The sequence below is a fragment of the Sphingomonas sediminicola genome, from assembly GCF_049991885.1.
Classification (GTDB): Bacteria; Pseudomonadota; Alphaproteobacteria; order Sphingomonadales; family Sphingomonadaceae; genus Sphingomicrobium; species Sphingomicrobium sediminicola.
This window is the reverse complement of record NZ_CP178916.1, coordinates 2,235,534-2,250,914: the sequence shown is the minus strand read 5'-3', so window position 1 is coordinate 2,250,914 and position 15,381 is coordinate 2,235,534. Positions and strand designations below refer to the sequence as shown.

The following is a 15,381-nucleotide window of genomic DNA, read 5'->3' as shown; positions in this document are numbered from 1 at the left end:
AATGCGTTTCCCCTCCTTGAGTGACTTGGACCGCGAGCAGCGACGCATATACGGGGAGGCGCCCGGCGATGGCGCGATACTCGTGGTTGGGCCGCCGGGGACCGGCAAGACCGTTATGGCATTTCACCGTGCCCAGAAGCTCCAGAAGTTGGGGCAGAAACCGCACGTGATCATGTTCAACAAGGTGTTGGCCAAGTACACCTCCACCCGCTCTAATGTCGCGCCAGATGTCGACGTCAGCACGATGCACTCGTGGGCCAATAGCTGGTGGTACGGTGCAACCCGCACCGGGATACCAACCGTCGTAGGAGATAATTGGACCCACGATTGGAACGAGATCTGCGCGAGGGTCCTCAATGCCTGTCAGAACGGCGCGAGCGCCAAGTTCTCCTGGGGCCACCTCGTCGTAGACGAAGGCCAAGACTTTCCACCACAGATGTACATGGCACTCGGAATGATCCTGAAGCAGCTGGAGGCAAGAGGGGTCCCGGCCCAGGTGACGATCTTCGCGGATGACAACCAGCGACTCCAGGCTGACCGGAATAGCCGGATAAAGGACATCCGGAACAATCTCTTCATTTCCGGCGTGGAAGATCGCAACTTCGTCTTGAAGAAGAACTTCCGAAATACTCGGCCAATCGCCGAGTTTGCCAGGCACTTCCAGGTCGGCAACGAGAGCGGGATCTCCGAGCTCCCTGACGCCGATGGAGAACATCCGCAGGTCGTCTTTGCAGCGAACGACCGTGACATTGCTGACTTCATAGTCCGCAAGGCCAAGTTGAACCCGGGCAAGCAAGTAGGAGTCATCGTCTGCGGCGGAAAGCGCGGAGTGCAACGGGCCTACAACCAGGTGAAGTCCCGTCTCTCCGGAGTGGAGAAGCCCCCGCGGCTTCAAATGTACCTAAGCCGCGACAAGGATCACACTGACGACAAGCTCGATTTCGACAGCGGGAACACGATCACCTTCTTACATGCGCAGTCCGCCAAGGGGCTCGAGTTCGACATCGTGTTCTTCTTGGGGATGGAGGGCATGAACCTCGATACGTCAGGGTTCCTCAACGAGAGAATGACCCTGTACGTCATGAGCTCTCGTGCTCGCTCTGAACTCTACCTCGTGTTCAAGGACATCGATCCAGCGGCCGGGTTGCCTGCTTCGGCAAGGCTTCTTCCGCGACCCTCAACGAAGCTGTGTCGATACGTCGGGCTTGGCCCCCTCGACCAGAGCATCGGCAAGTTCCAAACGATGATCGAGGCGAACGACAATTTCGAAGAAGTGGAGGCAGCCGAGTGACGGACGATACGCGCTCCCTCGAGCTAGACCTGGAGCCGCGAGGCGATCGTAGGGATTCCGCTTGGGAGGCTCTCGTGCCGTTACACGCCGATAATTTCGCGCTTGCATTGGCATCCGGTTACGTTGGCGGTTCCCTAAAGGAAGACGCGGCCAAGGACTTCCAGTCCCCGGCCGGTGAGGGCCTTCTTGGGTTCAACGATTCCGTGCCGACATGGGCTCTTTCGGAAGGTGAGCCCGGCGACAGGGTGATCGTGGCGATCCCCCGCGAAGGGCCCCCGCCAGAGCATGGCCAGCCGGCAGTCTTCCCCGGTCCTGTAAGGGTGACCAACATCAAGTGGGTTGGCTTCCGCGATGATGGGTCTCTCGCAAACTTCGTCGCCTCGTACGATGCGTTTCCCGACGTCGCGACAAGCCTCGTCGAGAAGGTCGTGAAATGGCCGGTAACCGACGAGCCTGAAAGGCCGGGCAAGTTCAACATCGAGTCGCCGTTGGCCAATCCGCGGCGAACCGACCTGGATTTCTTCGGCGGATTCGGGGCCGGCGTGGTTTCTCTCCTGGCCGGTAGCCAGTTCGACGATGCGCTTCGTCGGTTCCTGCAGGATCCCGGAAACGGCATAGCGGAAAACGCGCGGAGCTTGCTGCATGCCCTGGAGCCACGCTCGTCGAGTCTAGACTCGAGCATTTGGAGTGCGGCGGTGGAAGCACTGCGCAAGCGCTTCGGGAAAAAGGGCTTCGATCGCCGAGAGTTCCTGGCGGATATCGAGGCTAGCGTGATTAGCCTCGGCGCGGAGGCCGAGTCCTGGGTCCGGGGATGCCAGAAAGTCATAGACGCCGAGATCGACATTCCGAGCCTGGCCGATAACGAGAAGATCGGGCGGCGAGCTGCTCTGGCAATCATCCTCTCGCACGAGCCTTCAGGTCTGGACGATCTTGAAGAGAACCTCGAGGCGGGCTCGATGGTGTGCGCCCTTGTAACCGCGGCGGTGCATGCATTCGCTGGCCTTTCTCGCGCCGACGAGGCTCTAAAGACACCCGCCGCCCGAATGGACGCGGTCCTCGAGATTGGCGAGCGGCTGCTGGCCGGCAAGGCAGTCGAGGTCAAGGTCGAAACGAGCCGGATAGCAGGTGACCTTACCCGGCATCAGCTGGTCACGATCGCCGGGAACAAGGCGCTCGAGAAAGCGGTCGAACCACCTGCTTACATGGTCATGCTCAAGGCGAGGATCCAAGAAGCCGGTTACAAGGTCGAGCTCGACGAGGCCTCCGGCCGCATCGGTATCCGTTCAGGCAAGGCCAAGGGCGAGTTCATAACTGTCGAGGACTGTCCGAGCTCAGCACCTGCAAACCCGGTAGTGAACCTAGTCACCCCGGTCATGGTGCTCGGTGCAAGGCCGAGCGTTGCGGTACTCAAGAAAATGATGTCGGGGGCTTGGGAGCACGCCACTACGGTCGCTCTGCGGGAGGTCGATGGAAAGGAAGAAGTGGTTGCCATGGCAAGCCTGCCTCTTGCAACGCTCGACCGCGATGAACTTAACTTCCACGTCGAACGCTTGCTGCAGGTTTCCGCCGATCTAGGCGGAAAGCCGAAGAAGAGCCGGCGCGTAAAGAAGCTAGGCGCTTAGTGCGGCCCGATCTGCGGAACGCACATCAACGGAGTAATCACTTGAGTATCAATGACAGGGCAGGTGTGCTCATTCCCCTGACGGCCGGCAACATGAGGAACAACCACATCTATGTCAGGGCTGCAAAGCACTTGGTGCCAGCCGGCTCGCTCGGGGGAAGTAACTCGGAGTCAGCCGGAGACAACCTCACCGTGTCGTTTCTACCGGGCGAGACCGTCGACACCGATATCGACGCTACCAAGATGATCTTTCGCAACCGAAGCGCGGTCGCTGATTTCTTCAAGCGTACTGGCGCCAGCGAGGGCGACCACGCGATCATTCATCGTGTCGGTCCTCATTCACTCGAAGTGTCGCTTCTCCGCAAGTGACGCGGTGCCATTGGGCAAGACGGGGAGACGCGAATGAACGGCGCGGTGGAGTCCTTGGCCTCCGACCTGCTTTACGATGCGGAAGACATCGCCGCCGACGCGGCCCAGAAATGGCTTATCGCGTGCCGACGGCGACATGACTGGCAAGACCTGTACCCGTTCGATGGGTCCGAGCTGCAAAAGGCTGCGTATGCCCGCGTCGAAACAGAGATCAGGGAGGAGCTCCTGTCACTCGAAGCAAAGCTCATCGAGTCCTTTTCCCGCCTACACCGCGCTCGCTCTGACATCGCGATCCCTCACTGCCCTGCATGCTGGGTCGAGGACAAAAAGCAGGTGAAAATGCGACACGAGCGTGATCACAGATACGATCGGACGGATAACGACTATTCTTGCCCCGAATGTGGTCATTGTTGGAGCTCGGTTGAAGGCGATCGACACGTCGGGTAGGTGACTGGCGATACCGGATCGACCGCCCGCGGGCACACGAGCTGCCAGTTCCGGATCTAGTACGTGGGAAGCGCGCCCGTCTGCGAGAAAGCCTGCATATCGGTCGCGAACTGCTCGAGCGGTCGATAGAACCGGCTGCCAAAGGCGACTGCTGCGTTCGTCTTCATCGCCAGGGCATTCTGATCGACTTTTTTGAGAGTGCTGTCTGGCATGTAGATTGCCGCAGCTTGGCTCTGTAGCAGCGTTTGTGTTCGGCCCGGCCCAAATTCAGCTGGATCCACGAAGTAGCCAGCGCCGACCTTTTCACCTGTAATGTCGTTAAGCCCGCGAAGGAGGCGCTCTCTCGCGTGGTGACTCTTCACCTCGACGTGCAGGTTCTTCTTCGCTCCAGCCTTCGAGTGAATTACGATATCTCCCTGCAGGTTCGTGCCTGTCTTTGTGAAGTTTGCGCCGTGGCTCAGGCCCTTTTCTTCTAGGCAAGCCACCAGGAGCTTTTCATTCATCCGGCCCGCTGTGGAGACAAGACCATTCCCGGCTCCTCGTGAAAACGAAGCGTAGTCATCGAGGAGAAAAGTAACCAGGTCAGCCATCGGCGAAGCGATTTTACCTCCCGAGACATACCGAGACAGGGACTCTCCAACGAAGGTCGCTACCACGGGCTCTGCCGCCGATCTTACAATGTCCGTGCACTCTTGATTGGCTTGGACAATGTTACTCTCGGCAATCTTGGCCCCGAGCCGCTGTTCGATAGCTTCCAACAAGACGGCGTCAGCCGGTAGCACGCCCTCAACTGTCCCGACGTATTTCGGTTTGTCGCTGATGAAAGCTCTCAGGTGTTTTAGCTTCGTGGCCTTCGTGACCGTACCAAGGTCGGGCGATGCGAAGAGCTTGTCTACAGAGATTGTCTTTTTGCTGGCCAACAGCGGTTTGAGAAGACCCTCGAAGGCCAGGGGATAATTAGTCGCCAACATCTACTCCATGATGGTCGGGCCGCATCGCCGATATCCGTCAACGCATCATAAGGTGGGTACCGCCGTTGAATAGTGGCACGGGACTCTCTCGCCGCCTGCGCATGACTTGCGCCACTCAAGAATATTCCATTCGACTTCAGGTTCGAGCCGAGCATTGCTGTTCGTGTGAATCGCGGCCGCCGAGCGGCTGCATCGCCCTGACCGGCTGACCGGCAGGGCTCTCGGTGGTGGGACCGGCACTGGAGTGGGTCCCAAGGAGACCACCCATGACGAACAACCCAAAGCTCAATGACCTTCAGCTGATCTTGCTCTCGACCGCGACGCAGCGCGATGACGGCGGCCTGTTCCCCGTCGTCGACAGTATCGCCAAAGACGAGGATAGAGTGCGCAAAGCCGTGCAGTTCCTGCTCAAGCGCTCGCTCGTGGAGGAAGGGCCGGCCACCGATCGGCGCTTCGCCTGGCGCGAACAAGACGACCAGCCAATCGCCGTGTTTATTACCGCCGCAGGACGGTGCTTGATGGACCGGACGGCAGATGGCGCGGAGCCTCACGCCGGCGACGGAAGCACACCCAAGAACGAGAAGAACAGTGTCCAAGAGGTTCGCAAGGGCAGCAAGAAGGAGCTAGTTCTCGGGCTGCTACGGCGCCCCGACGGCGCGACCCTCCACGATCTAGTGACCGCCACCGGTTGGTTGCCGCACACGACCCGCGCCGCGCTGACAGGCCTGCGAAAGAAGGGCCACGTCGTCGAGAAGACGAAGCGTGACGATGCGACCTGCTACCGCATCGCCGAGGTCGCATGACGCGGCGGTCTGTGGAAGAAGAAGTGGAAGCGCTGGCGACAATGTCGCCGGCGCAAGTCCGCGCGCGGTGGAAACAGGTGACCGGCGCCGTGGTGCCTAAGGTCAGCCCGAGCTTGCTCCGGCTGGCACTCGCCTACGAGTTGCAAGCAAAGGCTTACGGCGGCCTCTCGAGAAAGACACAGCAACGGCTCGCCCAGCTCGCAGCAGCGAAGACGCAGACCCGTGACATCAAGCCCGGCATGCGGCTCGTGCGCGAGTGGAACGGTGCCGTTCACGTGGTGGACGTGGACGACAGTAGCACAATTCACTGGAATGGCCGCGCTTGGCGATCCCTGAGCGAGGTTGCGCGGGCGATCACCGGCACGCGCTGGTCGGGACCGGCCTTCTTCGGCCTCAAGCAGAAGGTCGCGGCATGAAGAAGACCCGCTGTGCCATCTACACGCGCAAGTCGAGCGAAGACGGTCTCGAGCAGGATTTCAATTCCCTCGATGCCCAGCGGGAAGCCTGCGCCGCCTACGTCCTGAGCCAAGCGAGCGAGGGGTGGTCGCTGCTCCCCGACCGGTACGACGATGGAGGACTCTCCGGCGGATCGCTCGAGCGGCCTGCCCTGCAACGGATTCTCGCCGATGTAGCTGCAAACAAGATCGACATCATCGTCGTCTACAAGGTCGACCGGCTCACTCGCTCGCTTCTCGATTTCGCGAAGCTCGTGGAGGCATTCGACAAGGCAGGCACAAGCTTCGTTTCGGTCACGCAGTCGTTCAACACGACGACGAGCATGGGCCGGCTAACGCTCAACATGCTGCTGTCATTCGCCCAGTTTGAGCGCGAGGTCACCGCCGAGCGTATCCGCGACAAGATCGCCGCATCCAAGGCGAAGGGAATGTGGATGGGGGGCACACCACCGCTCGGCTATCAACCGAACGGGCGTACGCTCGCCATCGTCGATGACCATGCCGCGATCGTTCGCAACATCTACCTGCGTTACGCCGAGCTCGGGAACGTCCGCGTCGTTGCCGAGCAGCTGGTCCGCGATGGCATCAGGTCACCGGATCGAATATCTGGCGCCGGTCGCAGGTTCGGTGGCAGGCAGTTCACCCGCGGGCAGATCTATCACATCCTAAAGAACCCCATTTACGTCGGTGACATCGAGCATCGCGGCGAAACTTACGATGGTCAGCACCCTGCCATCATTGATCGAGCGCTTTGGAACGAGGTCCACAAGCGGCTGAAGTCCAACCTTCGGGGCATGCGATGCGCCCGCGCCGCCAATCCGAGTCCATTGTCCGGCAAACTGTTTGACCACGACGGAGAGCCGTTAATCCCGGTGCACGCCTGCAAGGGCAAGGTGCGCTATAGATACTACGTTAGTCGAAGCCTGCAGCATCACGGCGCCATTGCAGGAACGATCGGCATGCGCGTGCCGGCGCGGGAAATCGAAGCGCAAGTCACGGAGCTCCTTGCGGGCCTGTTCAATGATGCAGCGACGCTCGCGGGAAAACTGCGTGTTAGTGCCGCAGACTATCCCGCACTGGTGGCTCGGTGCGATACCATTGCTCAGGACCTTCGGCAGCAGAAGACAGCGTTGCCTGAGTTTGCCGACCAGGTGCGCCTCCTGCCCGACAGAATCGATGTGGAGATTTCAACGGCTCGTCTTGCAGCGGAGCTGAATATTCGAGGTTCAGAATGCACGCCCACCATCACACTGTCGGCGGATGTGCGGCCCAAGCGGAGTGGCGGCATCGTCAGGTTGGTCCACTCGGACGGCCGATCACCCGAGGCCTCGCGACCCTCCTCGTCCCTCATCAACCTCGTGGCGAAGGCGCATCGCTGGTGGAAGCAGCTCACCCAAGGGGAATGTGACATCACTGAGCTCGCACGAATCGAAGGAGTGACAGCCTCGTACGTCACTCGCGTGGTACGTCTGGCCTTTCTCTCACCGGCTACTGTGGGAGCCATTCTGCAGGGACGCCAGCGCACGGGCGTGACTACCACCGGACTGACGATTGGCCGCGATATTCCGATGCTATGGTCGGCCCAAGCGAACCAGCTCGTCTAATCAACAGCCAGATTGCCTTCCGCCGGTGCCCTCCGCGTGGGCACTCCTCAGGCGACTTGGACAATCGAGCTGGCCGGGCCGGAATAGATCCCGAGAGTCAGAGTTTGATAGTGATAGCAGAAGCTCTCAAACTCGAAGCGATGGTCATTTCCATTGTCATCAGTAAGTAGAATCTCGGCGGCGCCAAGGCTGCCGCCGCGTTGACGGCCGCAATATTCGACGATCCGATCGAACACATCGCTCTCGCTGATTTTTGAAAACATCGCGGCGAAGGGAGGCGACTGAACGAAATGCTTGCATGGCTCGTCCGGGTCGAAGTCGGCCTTTCTCATCGACGGATGGGGATGGCCGGTGATCAGCCCGACCATAGGCACTTCCTCGCCCCAGTATTCGATGCACCGCCAGAAAGTTGAAGTTTTGGTGTTGCCGTAGCGCTCCGCGAGGATCTCCAGATTTTTGAAGCAAGGTTCGAGGGAGCGCGCTTCTAGCCGGAACCGATCGCGGAGGAAAAGCAGCTTTGCCGCGGCAAAGTTAGCTTCCGCCTCGAGCTCCGCATGACAGGCGGGGATGAGACAATGATCGTCGTCACCGAGCATTGCGCCCTGATGCCACGGGAGAAGGCTATGTCCGACCTCGTGGGCCTCGTTCCACCGATGCTTGAGCACCGGCTGGTCCTTGTCGAGCAGGATTCGGCGCTGATCCGGAAGGTAGAGGGCGCGAAGGTCGAGCTTGCGGACCGCCCTCACCAGCAACATGGGATTGAGGAGCACCTGCTTGCCGGCGACACGCAGCTTCGCGACCGTTTCCTGAAGCAAGCCTTCGTCGGTGGCGGAATAGTATCCAAAGTCGAGTTTCAGCGACGAGCGGACAATCTTAAGATTGAGGGGCGGCTCGGGGTTGCCGAGCCGGTCAAGGACTAGGCCGATCCGTTCATCGATGTCGGCAGCGGTTCTCGCCTTGAGAAAGATACCCTTGGCCACCCTGCGACGCCTGTCATTTGCCTTTGCGTTCGCTGAGGACGGCAATCAGCCCGTCAAGAGCCGCTTGCTCTTCCTTTGTGAGGCGCGCGACCGATTCAGAAAGCGCCGCATAGCGGATCGCCTCATCAACATATTTAAGGTCTTTGGGCCTGGTGAGGCCGGAAAGCCCCATCAGCTTGTGCTGCGAAACGCCGAATATCTGGGCGAGCTGGTAAAGGGTGCGGGTGTCTGGCAGATGGTGCGCATCACGCTCGATGCTGAGGAGCTCGCCAACATCGACCTCGGTCAGCTCGGCGAGCGTATCGATCGACATGCCCCGGCCACGCCTGGCGAGGCTCACAAAGCGGCCAAGCGCAAGTCTGGACTCATCCGACCCTTCCGTGTCTTCGTCAGGAACCGGGTCGATGGCGGTGAGGCCGGCACCGACTTCGTGACCGATCTCGAGGTGCGCCATTGCGAGGCACCACTCAGGTGTGATCCTATCGGCCACTTCGCTCGCCCCTCATCAAGAATCTCTCCGCCATGTCGGGAGTCATCTCGAAGTATCTCAGCTTGTTGTAATTAGCATCCGAACCCAAGTCACGCATGCCGCACTGGTTGGCGTAATAGTCGTTCGACTGGGGCAACGAGTGGAGGCCGATCCGGCCCTTGAACCCGAGCTCTAAGCTGCGTTGGATCGCTTTGCCGATCATGAGCGTGCCGATGCCTACGTACCGCGGCGCTCCACCGGTCAGGGTTCTTCGGTTCCAGGGCGCGACCTCGAGGAAGTCAATATAGACCATGTGCTGGCGGGCTTGCTCTTCGATGCGGGCCCTGAAATCGAGATCGACGATCATCATCCCCTGAGTCACGCCGGCGGCCATGACTGCGGCCGATTCATTGCTGAGCGAGGAGCCAAGGGCGTTATGCTTCTTGCGCCAATTCCACTCGCGGCTCTGCGGCCAGAGATGGCGCTCGACGCCCGCGTCGCTCAACAGAACCAACTGCTCCTGGATGGCGGGTCTCCAATGCGCTTCCCAGTCCGCGAGGTTCTTGTCGGTGATTGGCTGCCAAAATTCCGCCGGCACGCCGGCACCGGAGACGGCGTCCATCAACGCAACCTGGGAGATGCTCTTGGGACCCGGGGGCGTCATAGCATCATGATCTCCGCCTTTTGCTTCTTCGCCTCGTCCTCGAAGAACAGGGTTTCGCCACGCTCGAGGCGCTCCTCGACACGTTGATAAAGGCGGAGCGCCTGGCGCAGGAGAAGGGTCTTGCTGAGGTCCTTCTTGAGGCTGAGCGCTTCCAGGACATCCATCTCCTCTGGCGACAAATTGAGGGTCATCGTTCTCTTCGACATCGGTTTTCTCCTTCTGCCGACGTAGTCTGACTGATCATAAAATCAAGGTGAAATAAATTCAATATGGCTCTTGAATAGCTAAAAAATAGCTACTATATAGCTCCAGACGGCAATCGCGCCGAGGAGAAATGCCCGATGTCACCCGCGATCAATCCCGCAGGTCCGCTCGAAGAGCCCGGACGCAAACCGGACGAGACCGAGATCATTGTGAACGGCCGTACGCGCACCGTTCCAGGGGAAGAGGTGACGTTCGAGCAGATCGTCCAAATCGCCTTTCCCAACGATACGACCGCGAACGCCGTCTTCTCGATGACGTTCCGGCACGCCCAGTCGAAGCCTCATTCGGGCGACCTTGCGGCAGGGGGTGTCGTCGAAGTGAAGAAGGGAACCGTGTTCAATGTCACGCGAACTGTTCAGTCGTAACGCCGACCTGAAGAGACTTCGGGATGAAGGCTATTATGTCGAGGTTGTTGGGGGACTGCTGCTCATGCGGCACGTTCCCTATCTCGACGCCAGCGGCACTGTTCGCCGGGGTACGATCATCTCATCATTGACGCTCGCTGGTGACCTTACTCAGCGGCCTGACACGCATGTCGTGCATTTCGCGGGTGCATATCCATGTCAGGCGAACTGCTCGCCTATCGAGCAGATCCGGCACCAGTCCGGATCTTACGATCTTGGATGTGGTGTGGTCGCGCAGCACTCCTTCTCGAGCAAGCCGGTCGAAGGGTATCGCGATTATCATCACAAGATGACGACCTACGCAGCCATCTTGTCGGGGCCCGCCGCCCTCGTTGAGGACGGGGTTTCCGCGCGCGTGTTTCGCGAGCCGGAGGAGGAAGAGGATAGCGTCTTTCACTATACGGAGACAGCATCGAACCGGGTCGGGATCGGCGCCCTTGCCGAAAGGCTATCGGCCGAGCGCGTAGCGATTATCGGGCTCGGCGGAACAGGCTCCTATGTACTCGATCTCGTCGCCAAGACCCCCGTCAGGGAAATCCATCTTTTTGACGGTGACGTACTTCTTCAGCACAACGCTTTCCGAGCGCCCGGTGCGGTGACCTTGGACACTTTGCGTGAGGCGCCGAAAAAGGTCGCATATTTCGCATCAATATATGGCGCCATGCGCAAGGGCATCGTGGCGCACGACCATTTTCTCGATGAAGGTAACGCCGATACCCTCGAGAACATCACGTTTGCGTTCGTCTGCATGGACGCAGGCGCCGCCAAAAGAGCAGTCGTCGAACGGCTTGAGAGTATTGGAGCAAGTTTCCTTGACGTTGGCATGGGCCTGGAGCTCGACGAGGGAACGCTTGGCGGGATTCTCAGAGTTACCGCGAGTACGCCTGAACGGCGGGACCATTTCAGGGCGAACGTCTCACTGGACGAGTCCGATGGCGGAGACGTTTACGCCTCCAATATCCAGGTCGCAGACCTTAATGCCCTGAACGCGGTGCTCGCGGTCGTGAAATGGAAGAAGCTGAGAGGTTTCTACCGAGACCTCGAAGGCGAACACCACATGACCTACACCACTGATGGCAACCTGCTCCTCAGCAGCGCTGCCTGATGGAACGTGTCGAACGTTTGCAGCCCTCCTTTGTGGAGGAGGTTCCGGAGAAGTTACAGCCGGGCGTTCTGTACGTAAGCATTCCGTATGCAACGGCGGTCCATTGTTGCTGTTGCGGCTGCGGGGAAGAAATCGTGACCCCTTTGACGCCGACGGATTGGCGAATGACCTACGACGGTGAAAGCGTATCACTGTCCCCGTCTGTCGGGAGCTGGTCTCTCCCGTGCAAGTCGCATTACGTCATTGACCGTGGCAAGGTGCGCTGGGCGGCCGCGTGGACGAAGGCTCAGATCGAGCGACAGTGGGCCAGGGATCGTGCCGCGAAGGCGGCATATTATGGCCGGCCGCTCGAAGCGGCCGCTGAGATCGTGTCGCCGCCAGTCGGAGAGACTACTCCCCCGCGACCACATCCCAAAAGGTCGCTCTTCAAAGTAGTCGTGAACTGGCTGTTCGGACCACCAGATTGAGATCCAAATTGAAGTGGCTTCAAATGAAGCATGCACTGGACTGATCGGCCTAAGTGCTTGCCGCTGAGAGCTTGGCTTCGGGGTGGCCGTCTCGCCGGCCCTCCGGGGCTTTAACGGCACCTACACAGTCAAGTCATTAACACCGAGCTACTTCTCAGACATACAAGCGATGCTGAACGTGCGCCCCAAGCATCGAGCGGGCATCACGATCTCGCTAGATGGCACTCAAGGGGGATGGGATGGAATTTCCGGAGGCGTTGAATCTATGGGCGCATCAAGCCGCCGCCGTCGGAACGATTGACGCATATCTCAACCGCCGGCGAACCGCCGCTGCCCTTGGACGGGCGGCGCTGATCAATGTTCCTACTGGAGGTGGAAAGACCGCCATTATCGGGGTTTCGGCGCATTGGCATCCCCGCGCAGAGCGGGTTCTGGTTCTAGCGCCGCGGACCGCAATTCGCGATCAGCTTGCGCGAGAATTGGGCGGGCAGCGGGGTTTTTTTCCGCGCCACGGATTCGATGCAGCTGTCCTGCCCAAGGCTGTAAAGTGCGTTTCGACCGCAGCTGATCTGGCAGAACTTCCTGACCGCGGAATCCTGGTTTCGACGATTCAATTGATCGACGATCTGACGCGCTCACAGGAGAAGCGCGTCACCTACGATCGGTTGGCCGACTGGTGCGATGCCATATTCGTCGATGAGGGGCATTACGAGCCGGCACGATCGTGGAGTCAAACCATTCGCGGCCTGAAGACGCAGACAGTGCTGGTGACCGCCACGCCGTATCGCAACGATTTAAAGTTGTTCGAGCTCGATTCCGAGGCGTTGCATGTGACACGCTATGAGGAGTTGGTGGCGGCGAATATTCTGCGTCGCGTCGCTGTAGTCGAGGGAGATCCCGCTGCGCTCGCAACTCAGGAAGGGTTCGTCCAAAGTGTCTACGATATTTTCGTTGAACAATTTGGCGAACCGCCTTCAACGCAGCGGAAACTGATCATTCGTTGTGACGGTGAGGACACCGTTCGCCAGATCGGAAACGTCGTTCGTCATCACGCGCTCGGTGCCGCAGGGATCGTCTGCCTGCACGAGCGCTTCTCCCCGGCATTTAGCGAGCCTTGGGAGGTGCGGCAGCCACCCGATCCAGAGGCAGACAACGCTCCGGCCGTGTGGGTGCATCAGCATAAGTTACTCGAAGGCGTTGACGGCCCGAGTTTTCAAGCAGTGGCCTTTTTCGATGTGCGTGGTTCCGCACGTGCCCTTGTGCAGCAAATTGGGCGCGTAATCCGCAACCCCGCGCGAGTACCTGAAGCGACCGCGCTGCTCATTGATCATAGCAACGATTTCTTGGCGTCAAGTTGGCGGCGATATCTCCGGTACGACTCTACGCTGACCAAAGCAGGCATCTTGCGCGGCCTCGACGAGATCGCCGGGCAACTGGACCGCACACTGCCTGACATCCTCTACGTTGATCGCCAATTTCGTGAACGTTTCGTCCATGGTCCCGGGAGCGAGGCCGAACTACTGGCTTCTCTTCGACTTCCTCAGCGTTGTCAGCTTTGGCGCGCCTCGGCCGGCTTCAGCATGGCTGCGTTGCGGGCCGCCAGCGAAAGGCGCTTTGTTGACGCGAGCTATCCCTACACACTGCTCGAGGAAAGTGAGGACGCTCTCACGATCTTATTCACGAGTGTCGACTCTTCCCCGCTGTTACAGGACCACTATTTCCTTGAGCGAACGCTGCATGTGCTCGTTTGCCAACGAGTGGGCGACACTATCGTCTTTCTCGATACCTCGCGTCCCAATCCGGATCCGGATGCTCGCGCGCACATGCATGGCGCGGTTCCGCGCTCGAGGATGGTCGGCTTGCTCACCCAAGGGGTCGATAGCAACATAATTGAAGTAGGCGCTCGGAATTCGGCACTCGGACCGTCCGCCGTCCGCCGGCGATTAACCACCGCGGCTGCCCTCCAGGCGACTCCACCCCTACTCGACGAATTTCAATACGTGGCATCAACTGTAACGGCGGCACGTGCTTCGGCTGGGCCGCCGGTCGTTGCAGGCGGATTCGTCCGGCGAGCAATTGGATTCAGCCGCGGCGGCGTGGCGGACGCTGGTCCGCGGCTCTCGCTAACTGAATGGTCAGGCTGGACTCGTGCCTTATTGGCCGTAATCGCCGGTCAACAGGCAGGCCCGACCTATCTTGACCGGTTCGCCGCGCCATTGGATGCACCACCGGCGGATCCGCGACCGCGAAGCCTGCTCTTCGATCTGGACGATATCGGAGCGCATTATGAGAGCGCACAAGGGCAGGGAATTCCGCATTCGCAGCCAGTGGAGATCGCCGACCTTTGCCTTGAGTGTCACGCCGACCAAGCTGAGGCTGCAGGAGATCTTGAAGCCAGGCGCCTAGTTCAGATCGACGCAAACAACGTGGCTTGCCCCGGAACAGTCCGCTACGTCGCTTCAAGTGGAACTTACGAGCTCGAATCGCCCAGATTAGCTCAGCTCTACAGACGCACCGATGCAACTCGCAGCGGCAGTATCGTCGACGTTCTTAACGCTCGACAGGCCTTCACGGTAATCACAGAATCGCCGAACACGGTTTATGCTGACAGCAACTTCTATGATCCGCGCCTCCCCTTGGGTCCTGGATTTGATTTCGCCGCAATAGGTCTGGGCAACGTATTCCTTCACGAGCCTGCGCTTCGAGCACGGACCAGCGAGAAAGGCGGACAAAACAGCGCTTTGCCGGCAGGCTGGGCACCGAATTCTGTCTTTGAATGGATCGATACGAACGTAGGAGCAATCGCCGACGCTCCGGAGCTCGTCGTATGTGATGATGGCACGCGGGAGTTTTGCGATTTCATCATCGTGGGCACGCGAAGTGGCCGGCCGCTGGTCCAGATGGTTCATGCGAAGGCTGCCGACGGCGCATGGGTGTCGGCCTCCAAGCTTCACGATGTCTGCGGCCAAGCGTCGAAGCAAGTAGGGATGCTCAGCTTATTCGCGCCAGCGCGGCCGCGGCAGGTAGACCTCTGGTCGGAAGCCTGGGTGGGCCCGGGTGGCGAAGGCACTGTCAACGCACGGACTCGCCACGCGAATGGCGCATGGGCTGGTCTCGCGGGTCCGGAAATCTGGACTCGGCTCGACCGGTTGCTCCGACAGCAGGATACGGAACGGGAAGTTGTTTTAGTGTTGGGCGCATGTCTCAACCGCGATCATCTTCTCAACGGTGCGAGCGCCGTTCCCGCCACGGTCAACGCAACCCACGCACTTCAGCTGTTACGAAGCACGATGGCGGCTGTTGCCGGCGTCGGTGCGCGTCTAAGGGTCATCTGCGGCTGATTACCGCTCGCAGCGAACGCGCAACCTTTCAATTCCGTACTGCCGCTGAAGCCTGCAGAGAAAGCGGATACGAACGTCCGCTGATTCGCGACCCGGTTGAACTCTCTCAGTACCGTAGGGAGGCAG

At 59.8% G+C, this 15,381-nt stretch carries 16 protein-coding genes; 11 read left to right on the top strand and 5 right to left on the bottom strand.

What is annotated here, in order from left to right:
* Positions 1–16: 16 nt before the first annotated feature.
* The 4 genes from ACMC5O_RS11795 to ACMC5O_RS11780 are packed head-to-tail and all read left to right on the top strand — an operon-like array spanning position 17 to position 3,728.
* Positions 17–1,291: an AAA family ATPase gene (locus ACMC5O_RS11795; protein ID WP_426692904.1), complete on the top strand. Its 1,275-nt coding sequence runs from the start codon at positions 17–19 to the stop codon at positions 1,289–1,291.
* Positions 1,288–2,913: a hypothetical protein gene (locus ACMC5O_RS11790; protein ID WP_426692903.1), complete on the top strand. Its 1,626-nt coding sequence runs from the start codon at positions 1,288–1,290 to the stop codon at positions 2,911–2,913. The genes ACMC5O_RS11795 and ACMC5O_RS11790 overlap by 4 nt, the downstream gene beginning before the upstream one ends.
* 41 nt (positions 2,914–2,954) lie before the next feature.
* Complete coding sequence (locus ACMC5O_RS11785) at positions 2,955–3,281, top strand: hypothetical protein (RefSeq protein WP_187708621.1); 327 nt, start codon at positions 2,955–2,957, stop codon at positions 3,279–3,281.
* Between the two features lie 33 nt (positions 3,282–3,314).
* The gene (locus ACMC5O_RS11780; protein WP_187708622.1) at positions 3,315–3,728 is read left to right on the top strand and encodes a hypothetical protein; all 414 of its coding nucleotides are present in this window, start codon (positions 3,315–3,317) and stop codon (positions 3,726–3,728) included.
* 56 nt (positions 3,729–3,784) lie between these two features.
* On the opposite strand, the gene ACMC5O_RS11775 is transcribed toward ACMC5O_RS11780, so the two are convergent.
* Positions 3,785–4,699 (bottom strand): hypothetical protein, encoded by a 915-nt coding sequence (locus ACMC5O_RS11775; protein ID WP_426692902.1) that lies wholly within the window; start codon positions 4,697–4,699, stop codon positions 3,785–3,787.
* Positions 4,700–4,965: 266 nt separating this feature from the next.
* On the opposite strand from ACMC5O_RS11775, the gene ACMC5O_RS11770 reads away from it, so the two are divergent.
* From ACMC5O_RS11770 to ACMC5O_RS11760, 3 genes are read left to right on the top strand one after another with little or no spacing between them, the layout of a single operon-like run.
* Complete coding sequence (locus tag ACMC5O_RS11770) at positions 4,966–5,502, top strand: DUF3489 domain-containing protein (RefSeq protein ID WP_187708624.1); 537 nt, start codon at positions 4,966–4,968, stop codon at positions 5,500–5,502.
* Positions 5,499–5,918: a DUF2924 domain-containing protein gene (locus tag ACMC5O_RS11765; protein ID WP_187708625.1), complete on the top strand. Its 420-nt coding sequence runs from the start codon at positions 5,499–5,501 to the stop codon at positions 5,916–5,918. The genes ACMC5O_RS11770 and ACMC5O_RS11765 overlap by 4 nt, the downstream gene beginning before the upstream one ends.
* A complete protein-coding gene (locus ACMC5O_RS11760; protein WP_187708626.1) occupies positions 5,915–7,561 on the top strand; it encodes a recombinase family protein in 1,647 nt (548 codons plus the stop codon). The genes ACMC5O_RS11765 and ACMC5O_RS11760 overlap by 4 nt, the downstream gene beginning before the upstream one ends.
* A gap of 47 nt (positions 7,562–7,608) precedes the next feature.
* Here ACMC5O_RS11760 and ACMC5O_RS11755 read toward each other — a convergent pair whose 3' ends face one another.
* Genes ACMC5O_RS11755 through ACMC5O_RS11740 form a run of 4 tightly spaced genes read right to left on the bottom strand, consistent with a single transcriptional unit; the run spans position 7,609 to position 9,880 of the window.
* Entirely contained in the window at positions 7,609–8,541 is a 933-nt protein-coding gene (locus ACMC5O_RS11755; protein ID WP_187708627.1) for an ImmA/IrrE family metallo-endopeptidase, read from the bottom strand.
* Between the two features lie 13 nt (positions 8,542–8,554).
* On the bottom strand, positions 8,555–9,031 hold the full coding sequence (locus ACMC5O_RS11750) for a helix-turn-helix domain-containing protein (RefSeq protein WP_222949857.1): 477 nt from the start codon (positions 9,029–9,031) through the stop codon (positions 8,555–8,557).
* Positions 9,021–9,674, bottom strand: a complete 654-nt coding sequence (locus tag ACMC5O_RS11745) for a GNAT family N-acetyltransferase (RefSeq protein ID WP_187708628.1) — start codon at positions 9,672–9,674, stop codon at positions 9,021–9,023. Before ACMC5O_RS11745 ends, ACMC5O_RS11750 begins: the two co-directional genes overlap by 11 nt.
* Positions 9,671–9,880 carry a transcriptional regulator gene (locus tag ACMC5O_RS11740; RefSeq protein WP_187708629.1) on the bottom strand — a complete coding sequence of 70 codons (210 nt, stop codon included), beginning with the start codon at positions 9,878–9,880 and terminating at the stop codon, positions 9,671–9,673. Before ACMC5O_RS11740 ends, ACMC5O_RS11745 begins: the two co-directional genes overlap by 4 nt.
* Before the next feature lie 135 nt (positions 9,881–10,015).
* Here ACMC5O_RS11740 and ACMC5O_RS11735 point away from each other — a divergent pair, with 135 nt between their 5' ends.
* The 4 genes from ACMC5O_RS11735 (at position 10,016) to ACMC5O_RS11720 (ending at position 15,255) form a co-directional block, all read left to right on the top strand.
* Positions 10,016–10,303, top strand: coding sequence for a multiubiquitin domain-containing protein (locus ACMC5O_RS11735; protein WP_187708630.1), 288 nt, complete (start codon positions 10,016–10,018; stop codon positions 10,301–10,303).
* Complete coding sequence (locus ACMC5O_RS11730; RefSeq protein ID WP_426692901.1) at positions 10,278–11,447, top strand: ThiF family adenylyltransferase; 1,170 nt, start codon at positions 10,278–10,280, stop codon at positions 11,445–11,447. The genes ACMC5O_RS11735 and ACMC5O_RS11730 overlap by 26 nt, the downstream gene beginning before the upstream one ends.
* Positions 11,447–11,914: a DUF6527 family protein gene (locus ACMC5O_RS11725; RefSeq protein ID WP_187708631.1), complete on the top strand. Its 468-nt coding sequence runs from the start codon at positions 11,447–11,449 to the stop codon at positions 11,912–11,914. Before ACMC5O_RS11730 ends, ACMC5O_RS11725 begins: the two co-directional genes overlap by 1 nt.
* A gap of 239 nt (positions 11,915–12,153) precedes the next feature.
* On the top strand, positions 12,154–15,255 hold the full coding sequence (locus ACMC5O_RS11720; RefSeq protein ID WP_187708632.1) for a DEAD/DEAH box helicase: 3,102 nt from the start codon (positions 12,154–12,156) through the stop codon (positions 15,253–15,255).
* Positions 15,256–15,381 lie beyond the last annotated feature (126 nt).